The sequence below is a fragment of the Vibrio genomosp. F10 str. 9ZD137 genome, from assembly GCF_049974785.1.
Classification (GTDB): Bacteria; Pseudomonadota; Gammaproteobacteria; order Enterobacterales; family Vibrionaceae; genus Vibrio.
This window is the reverse complement of the sequence record NZ_JBNGCJ010000306.1, coordinates 12,934-29,494: the sequence shown is the minus strand read 5'-3', so window position 1 is coordinate 29,494 and position 16,561 is coordinate 12,934. Positions and strand designations below refer to the sequence as shown.

Sequence of the window (16,561 nt, the reverse complement as noted above, 5' to 3'; positions counted from 1 at the left end):
AACCGCTCTTCCGATCTTCAGCGATACAATCAAGATCAGTTTAAACTTCACATCGTCCAGAAAAAGCTGTGTTTTGTCGCCCACCACTTGTTTAGATTGAGCAAAAGCAACCGGCAGCTGTTCAAGTGATTGAGTCGAAATATCGATAAGTTGATTGACATTATTAACCGTTAATTCAATATTTTTTTGTTGTTCGGGAGTGAAGTCAGGGCTGGTAGCGATCGCATTTAAGGAATCAGCAAGAGAGTTGAGTGACTGGCTTGTGGTATCAATCGATTCTTCTATACCTTGCAGATCCAAGCTTACATTCACTTGAATGAATGCGTTTTTATTGGGTTTGTCTTTATCGGGTTCATCTTGGGAAGCAAAGGCGTTGGGAAGCAGTAGCATCAAGCTAACAAGAGTAAAGCCAACCGATTTTAGCAGAGTTCCTTTATGTAACATGTTGTGTCCTTTAATGTTTAAGCATCTCATTTCGCGATCATTTTAATGCTATAACCATAGAAGGCTTAAGTTATAAATTCCAATTAATAATCAAATAGATAACATTAGAAATCAAACGTGAGGCCCACATTCAACTTATAGTCATTCCTATTGGGGATCACCCCGTCAGAGTCCACTTTCGGGTTTGAGTTATGATCCCAGATAAATTTCACGCTGAAATCAAGATCGTCCACCAACTCAACATCAACACTGATATCATTGCTATGACGAACACCTCCCGAAGCCGCATTGGCCCAGTTCAAATCGTAGCCATAACTCACATCGATGTCTTTGGTTAGCTCGTACTCCAAATCCGAAGAGAATACGACAATAGGGCTATTTTCAGTGGTACTTTGGCCTTCTAATACGGTATCAAATTGAGTTGTCTGAAAACCAGGACCAAGAGAGACATCCCATTCTAAATCTGACTGGGTAATAATAAAGTAACCCATCTGCATCGAGGCGTTGACCCGATAATCAATGTTTTGAAATTTATCGCTATTCACGGCCATTTTTATCGGACGAAAGAAAAGCCGATTGCTGAGGTAGATATCGTAAGATCCATTGAACTGGTGATTTTGAGCCGTTTTTTCACCCGATGATTGAGTGATGTTGCCATTGTATTTGAGCAAGGTACGGGAGTAGACCGTTTGTCGCTTGCCATTTAGCTCTGCTGACACAGAGAGTTCATCAGTGTTGCCTTTGCTAAAGTTCGCGCCTAAAAAAAGATCCGTTTCCCAGCGCTCTATTTCCGACTCCACACTGCTGTAGACTGATACCACAAAACTGACAGGGTAAATATATAGCTTGTCGCCTTGGATCGTCAGCTTATCATCAGCAATGGTTAACTGGCCTTGATGGGTTTCGCCATTGGCTAACCGAACTCGAAAAATATCGGCCGTTTGCAACACGGCGATATCTTCAACATCGATCTCCACATCGCCCAATTCCTCACTATCGAACTCAAGCGTCAGCTCGTAAGAATTGTGTTCATCTTTGACCGTTCCGGTTAAGCTTCCGAGCAATACCTCACCAGAGACTAACTGAACCCACCCTTGTCCTTTTTCGACGGTAATCGTTGGTTTAAGCTGCGTAGTGGGGTTAAGATCAACTGCGGATTTGATAGCATCTGACGATTCAACCGGCGCATTACCCACTCCACTGTTTACCACCGATTTTTCGTTCTCGATCGTTTGCTCCTCAGTAAAAACCTGATCTTCTGCCACAACGGGCAAACTCAGTGGGAGCATCATCAAAAATGCTAGGGCAGTGGGTTTAATAATATTGGTCATCATTCCTGGAAATTTAACGATCTCGCATACCTATTGACGATTATATTGGTCTCTGCAGTACTCAATAAACTGAACACTCACACAGCACATGGAACAGGCTAATAATCGCACAGCAAGCGAGAAGACCGACAGGTGAGTGTAAAAAGTGTGAACATACTTACGCTATATTGAAGAAACCACACATTAAGTCAGTTTTCTTTTTCACGACTCTTTAGCCTAAAGACACGTCAACCTTTTACTGTTTTTTGCTATGGAGAGCTTAATGAAAAGAAATCATGCTATCGATTCAATCAGAGGCTTATTGCTGATTTGCATGACACTCAATCATTTTATTTGGATGACTGGTGGACGCTCAGTGATACAGATATTGACGCTGCAACCCCTTGGTCAAGTGGGTGCAGCAGAAGGGTTCATTTTCATATCTGGGTTGATAGTTGGACTTATCTATTGTTGCCCTTCAGCTACGCAGATAACCCGTAAAATATTCACACGAGTTAAACAGCTTTACTATTACCACATCGGTGCCCTTGCACTCATTGTATGTATTAGCTTGATTGTTTCTTATGGGTGGGCTGGTTATCCCTCTTTTTTTCAATCCATGTTTCCATTCTTATTTAGGCAACCAGAGCTAGCCTCAGCGCTGACCCTGGCTCTCACCCACAAACCGGCCTATTTTGACATACTACCCATGTACATCGCATTTATGCTATTCACTCCTTTGGTTATCCATTCATTAAATAAAGGAAAAATCATCGGAGTTATCACCGTTAGTCTGGTTATTTGGTTGAGTAGCTCATGGGTGAATTTGTCGCTAGGGTTGGCCGAACTGGCTCCCATCACACCAATTAATACCGGCTATTTTAGCTGGCTCGCGTGGCAACTCCCCTTCATGATGGGCGTGTGTCTTGGTTATAGCCACCACCATTTTTCAATTGCCTGGTTTCAATATAAGCGCGTTGTTATCGTAGCGTTCATCATCGCTTTTGCCATTTTTCTTACCCATCACAACGTCTTTTATCCATTTTTAGGGATTCATCAAGGTACGCTTTACCAGTATGCCGACAAGCCGACTCTTGGTTGGCTAAGAGTGCTCAACATGTCGCTGTTGATTTACCTGTTTAGCTACTTGATCCACCGCTGGCCTAATGGCGTTGTTATCCGCCCTCTTGCATTACTGGGGCGTCACTCACTGCAAGTCTTTACCTGGCACTATGTTGTAATTTTTACTCTGACGCCTTTTTCCACTCAATTCGTTAAGAGCGATGGGCTCTATCATTCAATGCTTATTGTAGTGGCCCTATTGCTCTTTTTACCCCCTCTCATGAGAGAAAAACACCTATTGATCCGCCGATTAACTTTTACAGGAATATATAAATGAAACTTTGGCTATTACCCATGACAACACTTTGCATCGGACTCGTTGGTTGCGATCAAGCATCAAAACCATCTGCTGAAACCACACACGCGCTTAACAGTACCGAAAAGCACACTTTGACGGTTAACGTCTCTAATTTAACCGCAGAAGGAGGAGTTCTCAGCGTCGGTTTATACGGGCAAGACGAACAAATGCTGGAAGAAAAGAAGGTATCAGCCAATGAAAGCCTCAACAAGGTCGTCTTTACCGACCTAGAAGGCGGTTACTACTCTGTGCAAACCTATCAAGATATTGACAGCAATCAGCAACTGGACATGAACGGCTATATGCCACTAGAGCCGCTTGGTTTTTCTAACAACCCAACTCTTCAAGGTCCACCGACTTTTGCTATGGTTGGCTTTGAAGTCTCAGGCAATACCACACAGGACATTGTGCTGGTTGATTACCGTTAACAGCCTTAGCGTTTTTTAGCGGGGATCAGAAGCTCCATCGTCCACTTTTGATCCTCGCTAAATGGACCACCGCCATTCACTTGAGCATTGACACTGCCTAATCCGTGATCGTCGAGTGGCTTTAATGACGTTATCCACTCATACCCACGCACTAAGTAAAAAGGGGATTCAACCAAATAATGGCAATACAGTGACTCTAGGGCATCCCCTATGTCTTTGACTGTTCCCTCCAATTTACACTGCAAATAGCTTGCTTGTGATACTTCGCTGCCCGTTTTAGAAAACTCAAAATAGGCACAGTCGTAATCATGTTGTGGCGAAAACACACCTTGCTCATCATGCTGACCAATTAAAATTGCCCCCTTCCCCTGGTTAATCGCCTCAATATTCCCGATAAAGTGGGCAACAATGTCCGCTAATCGATACGCTTTAAGAACACAGTGGGAGCCAACTGTATAACGCGTTAGATGCCCAAAATGCGCCGACAGCATAACCAGTTTTTTCGAGAGATGTGTGACACTTGAGGGTAATGCGCTCTCTTGTTGTGCAAGCAACTCTATGGAACAGATTAATGAACCATCAGGCCGTTGTTGCCACACAATGGGCAATGCTTTAACGAAAAGCTGGTGGGCAGGCATAAATACGAGTTCAAGATATTTAAAGAAAGGCGCAATGTAGTCAATATTTCGCACTTGAAAATTCCATACACTTCTTGCGGGAAGTATCACCTTGGTTAGTACATGTTCACTTTCTTCATTAGGTCCATCACACGCGGCCAGCATCTGAAACAATCCGGATAAATAAGAACAATTATTTCGGTATTCCAGCGTGAAATATTGTCGATTTTGATGGTTCCATCTCTTGGTCGCCGAGTCAAATTCAGACCACAAACGGCCAAGTGGCCGCTTAAATTCTTCCCCACTGTTAGATATCGATGGAAAAACTTCGGGTACCCCATGAACCTCGATCCTTTTAAAGTGTGATCGATAGGGAGGGTTAACCGCTATCTCTTCGACAAACTCCAAATAGTGCGTCGAAATGGGTGTTATCACGAGGAAATCTGCAAAATGAGGCGCACTCTTCAGATGCTTAGGAGAGACATGAAACTGTTTTTTGAAGGCTCGGTAAAAAGCTTCATGACTGTCGAAGCCAAAATCAAGAGCGATATCAAGAAGTCGTTTATCGGTATCAGCAATTTCCTTCACGGCCAGAGACAATAGCCGAGCGCGATAGTAATGCCCTACCGACATTCCAGTATAGCGTTTAAATTCATGCTGCAAGTGCCAACGACTTACATTCAATGTTTGAGAAAGCATCGCTACATCCAGCTTTTTAGGAAGAAGGCACTCGATGGTGTCAACAATACGCATAATAAAGGTAAATGATCTCATGCGCTTAGAGTGCCTGACCGTGACCACAACGACAAAAATGTGCTGTGATTTTTCGACCCTATTCAAAAGAATCGATACGAACGAGACCTTTGTTGAGAGCCGTTGATATTAAGTCGGGAAAAACCGTCCATTACCCAATATTTCTCACGGTTATCGCTTGTTTAATCCGTTAATCTTATGAGTCATCCATATCTATTTATTGCAGCAATCGTATCAAGCAAAGGAATTTGACAATGATAGTAACAACAACCCAATCTGTTGAAGGCAAAAGAATCGTCGCTTACAAAGGTGTCATTGCGGGCGAAGCCATTTTAGGGGCAAACTTGTTTAAGGATATGTTTGCAGGGATACGCGATATGGTGGGAGGCCGCTCAGGTACCTATGAAAGAGAGTTGGAAAAAGCTCGCTTGATCGCATTTGAAGAGCTTGAAATGAAAGCAAAGGAACTGGGTGCCAATGCGGTGGTGGGTGTCGATATTGACTACGAAGTACTGGGGCAAGGAAACGGAATGCTGATGGTGTCGGCAAGCGGCACCGCGGTCGTCGTTAGCTAAACGATGAATTCGCTTATTAATACAAGCAATTGAAACCACACAGGGACGATAATAATGGAATATCCGATATCTGGAAGCTGCCAATGTGGCCAATTAACCTACCAAATAAAGCAAGCACCTACGATGGTACTCGCTTGCCACTGTACTGAATGCCAAAAGCTATCAACAGGGCCATTCAGTGTCACCGCTATCTTCCCTCGTGAAGCCATTGAATTTAGTGGGACGCTAAAAGAATGGACTCGCCTATCGGATAGCGGCAATACAAATGGTGCCAAGTTTTGTCCTGAATGTGGTAACCGTGTTTATCATTTTAATCCAGATGACCTTTCCACCCTGAAGCTTAAACTGAAACCCACCCAGTTAACTGATGACACTCTATTCGAGCCAACGGTGCACATCTGGGTAGGAGAAAAGCAAACATGGTATCCGATCCCAGAAGGGGTCAAAGCGCATGAAAAGCAGGCACAATAAAGCGGCTAAAAATACGTGCAATACGATAAAAAAGAGGGACACATGGACTTAGCCTCAAGTTTCAAAATGTTGGCAACGTACAATCAACGAATGAATGAACAGCTTATCGCCGTCTGCCAGCAACTTACCGCTGAGCAGCTACAAAAAGAAACGCATTCGTTCTTTCCTACAGTAATGGATTACTGGAATCATATTTTATTCGGCGATCTCATCATGTTGCAACGCCTGGTAGCCAACAACATCGTCGTTCTTGATACCGCTACGGCCGAGCGATTACCAATTGCTAAAGGTATTCATGATACCTTTGTTGACGATCTCTTATCCTTAAAGACGCTTCGCCACACCTTAGATCACGCTTATATTTCAATGACTCGTGATTTTGATACCAATACCTTTGATAAAAAAATCCATTACATCACGACAGAGGGTCAAGCCATTGAAAAAAACGTTGGGGAGTTTTGTCAGCATATTTTCAATCATCAAACTCACCATCGCGGTCAGCTTACCTGCTTATTGAGTCAGTTTGGACTAGACTTCGGATGCACCGATCTACCGATGATTGTTCCTGAAGGCTCGTATATTCAGTAATAACTGAAGTTTTTTACCCAACACCCGGTCTAATAAGTCACTGGGGAGTCATCCATACCGTTAAATGCAATCCAATTGAATTTAATCGCCGAAAAGGATACGTATGAAGCTTATCTACACTTGTGAAAACCAATTTCTGATCACAAACGCCAAAAACATCATCGATGCATTAGGTATCGAAACTTTTATTAAAAATGAATTTTCAACCGGTGCTGTGGGAGAAATATCCGCCTTCGACTGCTGGCCTGAACTGTGGGTTGTTGACGATACCGACTTCGAAACTGCGGTTCTTGCGATCGAATCCATGATCAAGCCGAAGAACACCTCAACTTGGGTTTGCCTGCACTGCAAAGAAGTGAATGAGCCAGCGTTTGAACTGTGCTGGAAATGCCAACACGACGCTTAATTCATAGTCGACAAAGTCTTAGTGATAAAAACCTTAACGATAAAACAATCCGTTACTAATAAAAATGGTGATAAAAGCCATTTACAGTGTAAACCCGGCCTTATTTAAGAGAGAAGGTAATGACCGCAATAAAAAAAGCAACGTTATATTATGTCTACGACCCTATGTGTTCGTGGTGTTGGGGGTACAGACCCACTTGGGAAAAAGTAAAGCAAGGAGTCAATGGCCATGTTGATATTACCTATGTCCTGGGGGGATTAGCCCCTGACAGTGACGTCGCAATGCCTATTGATATGCAAAAGCAAATTGCCTCCTATTGGAAAAAAATAGAAGAGTATTTAGGGACCGAATTCAACTACGATTTTTGGACCAAGAATACCCCAAGACGTTCTACCTACCCTGCTTGTCGAGCACTACTGGCGGCGAGAGCTCAAGGTGCAGAAGAAACCATGTTGGCAGCGATTCAAAAAGCGTACTACCTTGATGCGCAGAACCCCAGTGATAACGAGACGTTAATTCAACTTGCTGGCGAACTGAACCTTGATCTGGACGCTTTTAAAAAGAGGCTGGTGTCGCAAGAGACACAAAATACCCTTTTGAGAGAAATTCAATTTGCTCGATCAATAGGTGGTAACAGTTTTCCATCGTTGTTTATTGAAAAAAAAGGTTCAGTAACGGAATTAAAAATTGATTACCAAGACGAAGCAGCAACGGTCAAGGCTATATTATCGGATTAAGGTCAAGCTCCATAAGCCAATTGAACTCAATGGCTTATGAAGCAAACAAAGTCTTACGAACTCGCTTCCGATTTAATAGAACGTATCAGTACCGAGGTATCCATTCTATTGTCGCCAGCCTTACTAAGCGCCTCATAGCGTTCATTGGTTTTGTCTGTCAATGGTAAAGAGATCCCCTGACGTTCCGCTTCATCTAAGCAAAACCCTAAATCTTTGATCATCCAATCAATCGCGAAACCAAAATCAAATTTATCTTGAGACATGGTAACTGCGCGGTTTTCCATCTGCCACGATCCAGCAGCACCATTTTTTAGGCAATCAACCAATGTCGGAATATCTAAACCGGACTTTTCCGCCAACATTAAGCCTTCTGATAACCCGGTTAACACGCCAGCGATGCAGATCTGATTCACCATTTTAGCCCGTTGACCCTGCCCAACTCTGCCCATTAGCACAGAAGACTTTCCGTACGCACCAAAGACAGGTTGAAGTTCATCAAAGAGATCTTGATCACCACCACACATGATCGTGAGTACACCGTTTTCAGCGCCGGCTTGGCCACCCGAAACAGGCGCGTCCATAAACCGAAGCCCAGCTTTCGTTGCCGCATTTTCCAGCTCTTCAGAAAGCAGCGCGGATGTAGTGGTGTGGTCGACAAGTATTGCGTTCGGCTTCATCGCTGCAAAGGCGCCCATTTCGCTGGTGGTCATAGAACGAACGTCGTCATCGTTACCGACACACAGTAAAACTACATCAGCCTCAGCGACACATTCAGCGACCGTTTCAGCCGTATTTCCAGAGTACTTTTCCTTCCAAGATAAAGACTTAGAGTAGGTACGGTTAAATACGGTGACATCAAACCCTGCCTTTTTTAAATGCCCTGCCATAGGGAAACCCATCACTCCCAGTCCGATAAAACTTATTTTCATTGCTTTTTCTCCCTGATTTAACTGGTGTGTTTTACTGCATTAACGTGACTCCTGACATCAGGGCATCGAACAATAATGTCAGCGCTTTCAATGTAATTTGTCTTTCTTTGTACACTAAATAAGCCTGTCGGTCACTACGATGATCATCATGTTGTACTTGAACTAAATTCATCTCGTTAGGAGTAAAGGTTTGGAACAATGATCAAGGGGGACAGGTTCTATGATCATAAAAAAACCGAGCACTAGAGGCTCGGTTTATCTGTCATAATCCGCTAAAGATTACAATTCTGCATTATGGTAAACCTGTTGAACATCATCACAGTCATCAAGCATGTCCATAAACTTCTGGAATTTCTCAGCGTCTTCACCCGTTACTGGCGTGTGTGTTTGAGGAACAAAAGTGATTTCCTCAACATCTAACGTAAGCTCTGGAAAAGCACTATTTAGAGCCGTCTTCGTTTTGAAGAACTCGGTGTGCGGTGCAAATACCGTGACTACGCCCTCTTCCACTTCAACATCGGTCACATCTACATCTTCCATCATTAGCGTTTCTAAAATGATTTCGTCATCATCGCCTTTGAATTGGAATACCGCTTGGTGATCAAACATGTGAGAAACCGTGCCTTCAACACCAATTTTCGCCCCTGTTTTCACAAAGCACTGGCGTACATCTTGGAAAGTACGATTACCGTTATCTGTTAAGCAGTCAACAATTACACTGGTACCACCAGGGCCGAAACCTTCATAGCGAGCCGGTGTATAATCTTCACCACCGCCACCATTTGCTTTATCAATCGCTTTATCGATAACGTGAGCTGGAACTTGGTCTTTTTTAGCTTTAGCAATCAAATGCTTAAGAGGTAGATTCATGTCTGGATCAGAACTGCCGTTCTTCGCACACATGTAAATCTCTTTACCGTATTTAGAATAAACTTTAATTTTTGCGCCTGCGGTTTTTGCCATTGAGGCTTTGCGCACTTCAAAACTTCTTCCCATCGGGATATTCTCTCTAATTCAATTTAACGCGAAGGATTTTAGCAAAAAGCTGAATCATTTCAATTTTTAGCTCAACAAAGACAAGGGATGTGTTCGACTACATCACACCCATGACTCGCTTGTACTTTGAAATAGACTGTTCAAACCATTCTCTTTGTTGCTCATCGGTGATGTTATTTTTTTGTTCAATAATTTCACTCGGAATCGCTTTTGCCTCTCGAAGTTTCCAAACTAAGAACGATGCTTGTTTATCAAGTTCAATCTTATTTTTTTCATCCGTCGGCAGTTGTGAGAGATTAATTGTCATAGCGGCTTGTCATAGTCAGTACATGGGCGGGAAATATATCACACAGGAGTTGATCTTTGGGGCATTTATGACGATTGAGATCAACTTATCATTGAAAATAATAAGGGTGGCTTGAGCGCCACCCTTGCTGTGTGTTGCAAATATTGTTAGTGCAGAATGCCTAACTCTCTTGCCTCTTCAATGGTTAAACCACTTTCGCGAATTTCTCGTAACGCTTCAATGCGACGACGAGCATCCGCTGATTTAACTTTGATAACTGGCTCTTGTGAATGCATCTCTTGTTCCTCGAGATCCCACTTATTTGCAATGTTAGTCATATCATCATGGTCAATAGAATTTATGGACATATTTCCTCCGAAAAAAACCATGTTTGGACAGGTAATCAGTAGCAAACCACCTTCCGCTTGTTAAGACTTTTCGATTCAGAATGTGATAAGCATAATGAATCTGATACCTAGTTAATAAATTACTCAATTAACGTTTGCACCCTTATAATTGTAGTCGTACTTTTAAGAGATTCCGCTCCAAACTTTCTGTTTGATCTAGATCTCAGTTTTATTTCTCTCTCGCTCCGCCCTTTTCTCTTTAAAGCGCATCAACTCTCTTCATGTTCCGATGCCCCAGAAAGTTATTTTTCGAGCCACTTCACTGTTTTATCTTTGTTAAGTGTTCCATTTAAAACAAATGCTAATGATAATGGTTATCATTTCTTTTATTTTGGACTGTTTATGGATAACCGACCGTTAAATGACGCCTTTCATCCCGACCCTATTATTCGCGTCCGCCACCTGTGCGTGGACTACATTACCGATAACGGAGATTTCGAAGCCGTTAAATCCGTGAGTTTTGATATTGGTAAAGGGGAGATCTTTGGACTGGCTGGAGAATCAGGCTGCGGAAAAAGCACCATTGCCTTTGCGTTAAATCGCCTGCACAAACCGCCAGCTTTTATCTCAGGTGGTTCAGTCCACTTTGATGAACATGACCTACTCAAGCTCTCTGACAATGAAATCCGTGCACTTCGCTGGAGTGAGATAGCAATGGTGTTTCAAAGTGCCATGAACTCCTTAAACCCAGTCCTAAGTATCAAAGAACAGTTTTGTGATGTCCTACGCCACCACAAAGGAATGAGCGATGCACAAGCTCAAGACAGAGCTGAAAAACTGCTTGATCTGGTCAACATCCCTCGTGAACGTCTTAGTGAGTACCCACACCAGTTTAGTGGTGGAATGCGTCAGCGACTTGTCATCGCGATTGCACTTTCTCTTAACCCTAAACTCATCATCATGGATGAACCGACAACCGCCTTAGATGTGGTCGTTCAACGAGAAATTTTGCAGCAAATTTATCAATTGCGCGAAGAGTTCGGTTTTTCGATTTTATTCATCACTCACGACTTAGCGCTCATGAGTCAATTGTGCCATCGGATCGCAATTATGCGTCATGGCGAAATTGTTGAAGTCAACACGTCCGAACGAATTCGAAATGCGCCTCAACATCCCTACACTAAGAAGTTGTGGGCTTCCTTCCCCAACATTCATGAAACCTCAACACATCACCACCAGGGCGATTCTGTGCCGCGTAATGCGCAAGAACAACAGCATTTGTCTTCTGTGAAACAGAATCAGCAGCAAGGAGCATCACTATGAACACCCCAATTCTTCAAGTAAACAATGTGGTTAAGGATTTCACTGTGGGGGGCGGCCTCTCTAAACAAGACACTTTCCGAGCGCTTCAAGGGATTAGCTTTAATATTCATGCTGGTCGGACATTAGCCCTAGTCGGAGAGTCTGGTTGCGGTAAAAGCACCTGTGCGCGCTTAATGACAAAGGTATACCCAGCGACAAAGGGAGAAATTCTGTTCAACGGACGTAACATCAGTGAGCTCAAGTCTCGCAAAGAGATCCTGGAGTACCGTGGTAAAGTTCAAATGGTGTTTCAAGACCCATTTGGCTCGCTAAACCCGACCCATACGATTGAACATCACCTCACTCGTCCGCTTAAAATTCATAAACAAATCACTCATACCAGTGGACTGCCAAATCGTCTTCAAGAGCTGTTGGCTATGGTCGAGCTAGATCCGGATACACTTAAAAAATATCCACACGAGTTAAGTGGCGGTCAACGACAGCGAGTTAATTTGGCTCGAGCACTAGCAGTAGGTGCTCAAGTTATTTTGGCCGACGAACCGACCTCTATGCTTGATGTTTCCATCCGTTTAGGGGTTCTCAATTTAATGCAACGAATGAAGAAAGAGCTCGGAATAGGGTTTCTTTACATCACACATGATCTCGCGACTGCGCACTATATCGCTGAAGAAACAGCGGTGATGTACAAAGGGCAGATCGTTGAGTGGGGTGACACGCAATCCATCTTATCTAATCCCCAACACCCCTACACCAAACTGCTGATCTCCGCCGTTCCCGATCCTGATATGCCATTTGGTAAATTGGTTAAAAATGAACCAAACTATTCAGTGAATGCTGATCAAATTCGACAGCGATGCAGCCTTGTTCAAACTGAAACACAACAAGTTGGTAGTAATCACTTTGTAAAACAATGGGATAGCGCAGCATGAATAAACTAGATAGTTGGATAACACAAATCGAATCTTGGTATCAACTGCGAAAGCATGATCAAGTGGCGTTACTTGAACCATTGATCCTCAAAACGCCAGATCAATTATGGGGACCAACTATCACCAATGCACAAAGCAAAGCGATTGCATGCTGGCTGGACGCTTGCTTACGGGTATTTGAACACAATCGCTATACTGCATCGGAAAAAGCGTTTCAGTACCTTCAGCTGGCATACAGTAAGCTTCAGCAGGTAGCATGCGATCCGCTTTCCGATCGGGATCTTAAAGATTGGTCAATGAAGCGGGTGCAACATCTTGTTGTTTTACTGTTGGAGTTCTGTAATCAGCAGACGCAAGAAAACTGGCGGCATCAATCTTACCAACTGATTGAAGCCCATGTTCACTTTATGGCTGCCAATGATCACGAGAACATTGGTAGGAACGATGATCAAGGTTATCACGCATCGCGATCGTTTCATTAGTGGATCGTTTCATTAATCAATGCCCAGTTTAATAACTCTGCTTGTTAGCAGTGAACATTCTCGCGTTCTCCGAAAGCATGATCATAGATCTCCTTGATCATGCTTTCATAGATTATGTTAATGCTTGAATTTTAGGCAAAAAAAAGCGAGTTCTTATGAACTCGCCAACAATTCAGAATGTAACAAATATGAGCCAATCTATTTAGAAGGGACAAAAGGTTGTCTATTCGAGATAAATACTAGCTCTATCTATGAGTAACAATGTCAAATGTGTGTCAGAGCAATGTCTTAAAACGGTCTAAAAATCACTCACACAGCGTGTTGGGTCTCTATTTCCTAAACACTACGATAATTGAATGAAAAGTATCTGAGCTGTAGGTACGGCTAATGTTAGACCGCAACTTCGTCAAGTGCTCTAAACACGGTTTCATCCAAATGACCGTCAAATACTTGTTTGCATACTTTTCGTCTTACCGCTAATCCAGAAATTAAACGCTCAATGGAAAGATGCTTGTTTTCACTTTGTTGATTGTATAGCTCGACAAGCTTACTCAATGTTTCATACGGAAGCGGCACTTCTCCGACTCGAAGCCAGTCAAGCTTATCCAGAAGCTCTGTACACTCTTCTTTAATAGAAGAGTGTGAATGCCCTGTCATAGCTGCTAAAGCCGTTATACCGCGTTCTAGGGCTTCTTCAGAGGTATATTTGGATAGCGTGATGGTAATTTCATCCGCATTAATTTCTACAAGGTGTTTTCTCAACTTAACCCGGCGACCTAAACGCCCCCGAGGTGAAGGGGCTTTTCTCTGAATAGGCTCAAATTCACCATCAATGATCTCTGATAGCTCAGCAAGTTTCTGCTTGGACACCATTTCATGTCTTAACGGATTGGGTAGCGTAGGCGCCATATTGCGCTTACCAGCGTTCGTTGTGCGAGCACGAGAATAGCGTAACACTTCCTCTGCATCGCACTTAATATCGACTTGATAATCCGTGACTTTGTCTTTCTCGATCATGGTCGTGATCGTTAAATGATACCCCCAAAGGTTAACAACAAATAATTGATCATCGCCCTTCCCTTCTGAGAGTTTCTTTAATTCACGGATCAAATCCATCGAGAATCTTCGCCATTCAATATTACGTGCGAGCTTTTGGTTAAGCTCGGTCAGCAGCATGACATCGGTGTGGCGGCGCGACATACGAGTCCGAAAATAAGAGTACAATTGGAAGACCAAAGTATGCTGTTTCAAGATTTCTGGCGGGAATAAGAAAAAATAATCTCGGGTCATTAACTCTTCATAAAAAGAGGGCTCCCACACTAAAATATACAGATTAGGCTTAATTCTAATTTCGCCGTCAGCGTTCTCTGTTGGTGCTTCTTCTGAGGCCGTGATGGTACGCGCTAGAAATCGAAAACGGTCACTCTTAAAGCCTTCTGGCATATTTTCACTGAGCCAACGGCCAGTCAACTCATGCAATTGAAAGTCTGTAAACTCAATGCGATCAATACTATCTCTGATAGAGTCTCGTGCTGGACCACTGTCTTTTTTACCACGCAAAGACAAAATATCGGTGATGTATAACGGTGTTTTATTTGGGGCCGCTTGTGCTTCGAGTTGATAATCTTCTCTATGATGATCATGATATTGAACCGTCAAGGTGAACAGCGCGAATAAGGTCATTAAATCATCTACGGTCATGATATTTTTAGATGATCGAGTTTCAATGACTGCACGAGTACCTGAAATTGACACCATAGATTTTTGGTAATTTTTACGAGTTCTTGGCGGCGCTAGAGCTTGATCAATGATACCTGCCCAGTTGGTTGGCGATACTATGAATTGATCAGCCTCATCCTTCATTGTGGGTGGGATGTTCAATCCATGTTCATTTAGCAATCGCTTATTAACTTGTGTTTGAGCTAGCGCTTTAGAACGTTTTTGCTTTTCATTTTGCTTAACAGATTCAGTGACTAAGCTCGTTGAACCTAATACTGATATCAAGAGATTAGGGTTAACAAATTGATGCAGCATGGTTTTACCTGCCAATCCTTCTTCAAAACGAACAGGTAGTTGTTTGAAAAGGCCAATCGTTACAGCAGCGCGTAATCTTTGTTGAATTGCCGCTCGCGTTATTTGGCCGTCGGTGGCATCGATTAATTCAGTCGTAGAAACGTAGCCATCCTTGCTGCGAAAGCCTTGCAGTGAAATGAGATTCAAAAGTTCTACAATACTTTTGGTGACTCCTTTGAAGTGCTGATACTGCTCTACCCAGCCCACAGCAGCTTCTGATACTTCAAAAAGGTGTCCTCCCTTGTGACTTCGGGGAGATTTAATTAGTCGTTTTTCTTCTGAACTCATAATTGGATCCGGATCACGTTGGCCGTAATATCGCTGTAGTTCCAAGAGAATAAAGAAAAAAAGATCATAAAGAAAGAAAAATTTATTGCTTTTAAATAACTGATCTATTTGATTAAGATGATCTATATTGATTATATGATCTAATGATCAGAGTGTGTTTTTACTTGTAAGTAGCTGTATATAAAGGAAATAAAAAAAACACGCATGAAAGCATGATCATAGTGACAACGAAACAATGATCATCTGATCTATGAAAGCATGATCAATCATGGCCCTAAGCATGATCAATGAAATCGAGGATAGATGATCATTGTAATAACGAAAACATGATCATCATCTCTTAACACCTTATCCACAACCCTTCATGAAATTGAGCCATCCATTCACTCGTCTCTTTTTATTCCAACGGGTAGAGACGGTTTTCATTCCAGAAGCATGATCAAGAATGCGCATTATTTAAGAGCTTACGACACTTTATTGTTTGATTATTGACCAACAGTAAGTGCAACAGCAAATGGAGTATATATTAACCATCATCTATTCCACTGTTAGTCAATTCGAAAGCATGATCAAGAATTAAGTGGATTTTGAAATGTATGTGTAGATAACCTCTTCATTTCACTTAGTCTACGGTGATTATTGCCGTTAACCATTATTACATCTACATTCTTCCGTAATTTGAGAGATAATTTACATGCTTCCGATGACGTATATTACTTGATCATCGTTCCGACTAATGATCTTAAATCAAGATCCGAATGAGGTGCTGAATTTGAAGGGATTTCACCTTGATCATCTTTCCATAAAAGCCGTTTTTCTTCGGAAGAATGATCATGATTTAGCTCTTGATCATTCTTCCGCTATTCATTCAATACGTGGTCCAGTACGGCATGACTGATTTTTGTTCTTTTTCCTATGGTTTGACTACTTAATCGAATGCTGAGTGAAAATTTGGTCTATTGGTAATTCAAATGACACTGACCGTAATTTATTCGACCTTTATAATCGTTCCGCACAGAATCTGTTCTCCGTCACCTTTTAATCAATAAAAACGCCTTTTACATTGTAAATTAGTGACGTGGTAACACTTTTGTTCTTTACTCTTTTCTGGGGTTAGTGCCATAGAAAGTAATGCACTATATTTCTATGAAATAGATAT

The 16,561-nt window shown here is 42.4% G+C and carries 18 protein-coding genes and 1 pseudogene; 10 read left to right on the top strand and 9 right to left on the bottom strand.

Going from position 1 to position 16,561, the window contains the following annotated elements; genetic code table 11:
- Both ACP45E_RS05765 and ACP45E_RS05760 read right to left on the bottom strand, forming a co-directional pair.
- On the bottom strand, positions 1-444 hold a 444-nt coding region (locus tag ACP45E_RS05765; RefSeq protein ID WP_069584789.1), incomplete at its 3' end, for a hypothetical protein.
- 104 nt (positions 445-548) lie between these two features.
- On the bottom strand, positions 549-1,775 hold the full coding sequence (locus ACP45E_RS05760; RefSeq protein WP_017037509.1) for a DUF481 domain-containing protein: 1,227 nt from the start codon (positions 1,773-1,775) through the stop codon (positions 549-551).
- A gap of 262 nt (positions 1,776-2,037) precedes the next feature.
- Here ACP45E_RS05760 and opgC point away from each other — a divergent pair, with 262 nt between their 5' ends.
- Together opgC and ACP45E_RS05750 are read left to right on the top strand one after the other, a co-directional pair.
- Positions 2,038-3,153, top strand: a complete 1,116-nt coding sequence (gene opgC, locus ACP45E_RS05755) for an OpgC domain-containing protein (RefSeq protein WP_017036488.1) — start codon at positions 2,038-2,040, stop codon at positions 3,151-3,153.
- Entirely contained in the window at positions 3,150-3,602 is a 453-nt protein-coding gene (locus ACP45E_RS05750) for a DUF2141 domain-containing protein (RefSeq protein WP_017037510.1), read from the top strand. The genes opgC and ACP45E_RS05750 overlap by 4 nt, the downstream gene beginning before the upstream one ends.
- A 5-nt stretch (positions 3,603-3,607) precedes the next feature.
- Here the strand turns inward: ACP45E_RS05750 and ACP45E_RS05745 are convergent, their stop codons facing one another.
- Positions 3,608-4,993 carry a helix-turn-helix transcriptional regulator gene (locus ACP45E_RS05745; protein WP_241824274.1) on the bottom strand — a complete coding sequence of 462 codons (1,386 nt, stop codon included), beginning with the start codon at positions 4,991-4,993 and terminating at the stop codon, positions 3,608-3,610.
- Positions 4,994-5,226: 233 nt separating this feature from the next.
- On the opposite strand from ACP45E_RS05745, the gene ACP45E_RS05740 reads away from it, so the two are divergent.
- From ACP45E_RS05740 to ACP45E_RS05720, 5 genes are all read left to right on the top strand, one after another.
- Positions 5,227-5,547 (top strand): heavy metal-binding domain-containing protein, encoded by a 321-nt coding sequence (locus ACP45E_RS05740; RefSeq protein ID WP_017036491.1) that lies wholly within the window; start codon positions 5,227-5,229, stop codon positions 5,545-5,547.
- A 54-nt stretch (positions 5,548-5,601) separates the two neighbouring features.
- Complete coding sequence (locus tag ACP45E_RS05735) at positions 5,602-6,018, top strand: GFA family protein (protein ID WP_017036492.1); 417 nt, start codon at positions 5,602-5,604, stop codon at positions 6,016-6,018.
- 42 nt (positions 6,019-6,060) lie between these two features.
- Positions 6,061-6,606 carry a DinB family protein gene (locus ACP45E_RS05730; RefSeq protein ID WP_017037512.1) on the top strand — a complete coding sequence of 182 codons (546 nt, stop codon included), beginning with the start codon at positions 6,061-6,063 and terminating at the stop codon, positions 6,604-6,606.
- A 103-nt stretch (positions 6,607-6,709) separates the two neighbouring features.
- On the top strand, positions 6,710-7,012 hold the full coding sequence (locus tag ACP45E_RS05725) for a DUF2007 domain-containing protein (protein WP_017036494.1): 303 nt from the start codon (positions 6,710-6,712) through the stop codon (positions 7,010-7,012).
- Between the two features lie 119 nt (positions 7,013-7,131).
- Complete coding sequence (locus ACP45E_RS05720; protein WP_017037513.1) at positions 7,132-7,749, top strand: DsbA family protein; 618 nt, start codon at positions 7,132-7,134, stop codon at positions 7,747-7,749.
- A gap of 53 nt (positions 7,750-7,802) precedes the next feature.
- On the opposite strand, the gene ACP45E_RS05715 is transcribed toward ACP45E_RS05720, so the two are convergent.
- The 5 genes and pseudogenes from ACP45E_RS05715 to ACP45E_RS05695 all read right to left on the bottom strand — a co-directional run bounded on the left by ACP45E_RS05715 (position 7,803) and on the right by ACP45E_RS05695 (position 10,328).
- Positions 7,803-8,678 carry an NAD(P)-dependent oxidoreductase gene (locus ACP45E_RS05715; protein ID WP_017037514.1) on the bottom strand — a complete coding sequence of 292 codons (876 nt, stop codon included), beginning with the start codon at positions 8,676-8,678 and terminating at the stop codon, positions 7,803-7,805.
- Between the two features lie 31 nt (positions 8,679-8,709).
- Positions 8,710-8,853, bottom strand: a pseudogene (locus tag ACP45E_RS05710) (LysR family transcriptional regulator); the annotation flags it as partial.
- A gap of 104 nt (positions 8,854-8,957) precedes the next feature.
- Complete coding sequence (locus ACP45E_RS05705) at positions 8,958-9,674, bottom strand: YebC/PmpR family DNA-binding transcriptional regulator (RefSeq protein ID WP_017036497.1); 717 nt, start codon at positions 9,672-9,674, stop codon at positions 8,958-8,960.
- A 97-nt stretch (positions 9,675-9,771) separates the two neighbouring features.
- The gene (locus ACP45E_RS05700; protein WP_017036498.1) at positions 9,772-9,981 is read right to left on the bottom strand and encodes a DUF3283 family protein; all 210 of its coding nucleotides are present in this window, start codon (positions 9,979-9,981) and stop codon (positions 9,772-9,774) included.
- A 146-nt stretch (positions 9,982-10,127) separates the two neighbouring features.
- A complete protein-coding gene (locus tag ACP45E_RS05695) occupies positions 10,128-10,328 on the bottom strand; it encodes a PA3496 family putative envelope integrity protein (RefSeq protein ID WP_017036499.1) in 201 nt (66 codons plus the stop codon).
- Between the two features lie 381 nt (positions 10,329-10,709).
- On the opposite strand from ACP45E_RS05695, the gene ACP45E_RS05690 reads away from it, so the two are divergent.
- From ACP45E_RS05690 to ACP45E_RS05680, 3 genes are read left to right on the top strand one after another with little or no spacing between them, the layout of a single operon-like run.
- Positions 10,710-11,630, top strand: a complete 921-nt coding sequence (locus ACP45E_RS05690; RefSeq protein ID WP_017036500.1) for an ABC transporter ATP-binding protein — start codon at positions 10,710-10,712, stop codon at positions 11,628-11,630.
- Positions 11,627-12,559, top strand: a complete 933-nt coding sequence (locus tag ACP45E_RS05685; RefSeq protein WP_017037515.1) for an ATP-binding cassette domain-containing protein — start codon at positions 11,627-11,629, stop codon at positions 12,557-12,559. The genes ACP45E_RS05690 and ACP45E_RS05685 overlap by 4 nt, the downstream gene beginning before the upstream one ends.
- Complete coding sequence (locus tag ACP45E_RS05680; RefSeq protein ID WP_017036502.1) at positions 12,556-13,041, top strand: hypothetical protein; 486 nt, start codon at positions 12,556-12,558, stop codon at positions 13,039-13,041. Before ACP45E_RS05685 ends, ACP45E_RS05680 begins: the two co-directional genes overlap by 4 nt.
- 390 nt (positions 13,042-13,431) lie before the next feature.
- Here the strand turns inward: ACP45E_RS05680 and ACP45E_RS05675 are convergent, their stop codons facing one another.
- Positions 13,432-15,402 (bottom strand): replication initiator protein RctB domain-containing protein, encoded by a 1,971-nt coding sequence (locus ACP45E_RS05675; RefSeq protein WP_017036503.1) that lies wholly within the window; start codon positions 15,400-15,402, stop codon positions 13,432-13,434.
- Between the last annotated feature and the right edge of the window lie 1,159 nt (positions 15,403-16,561).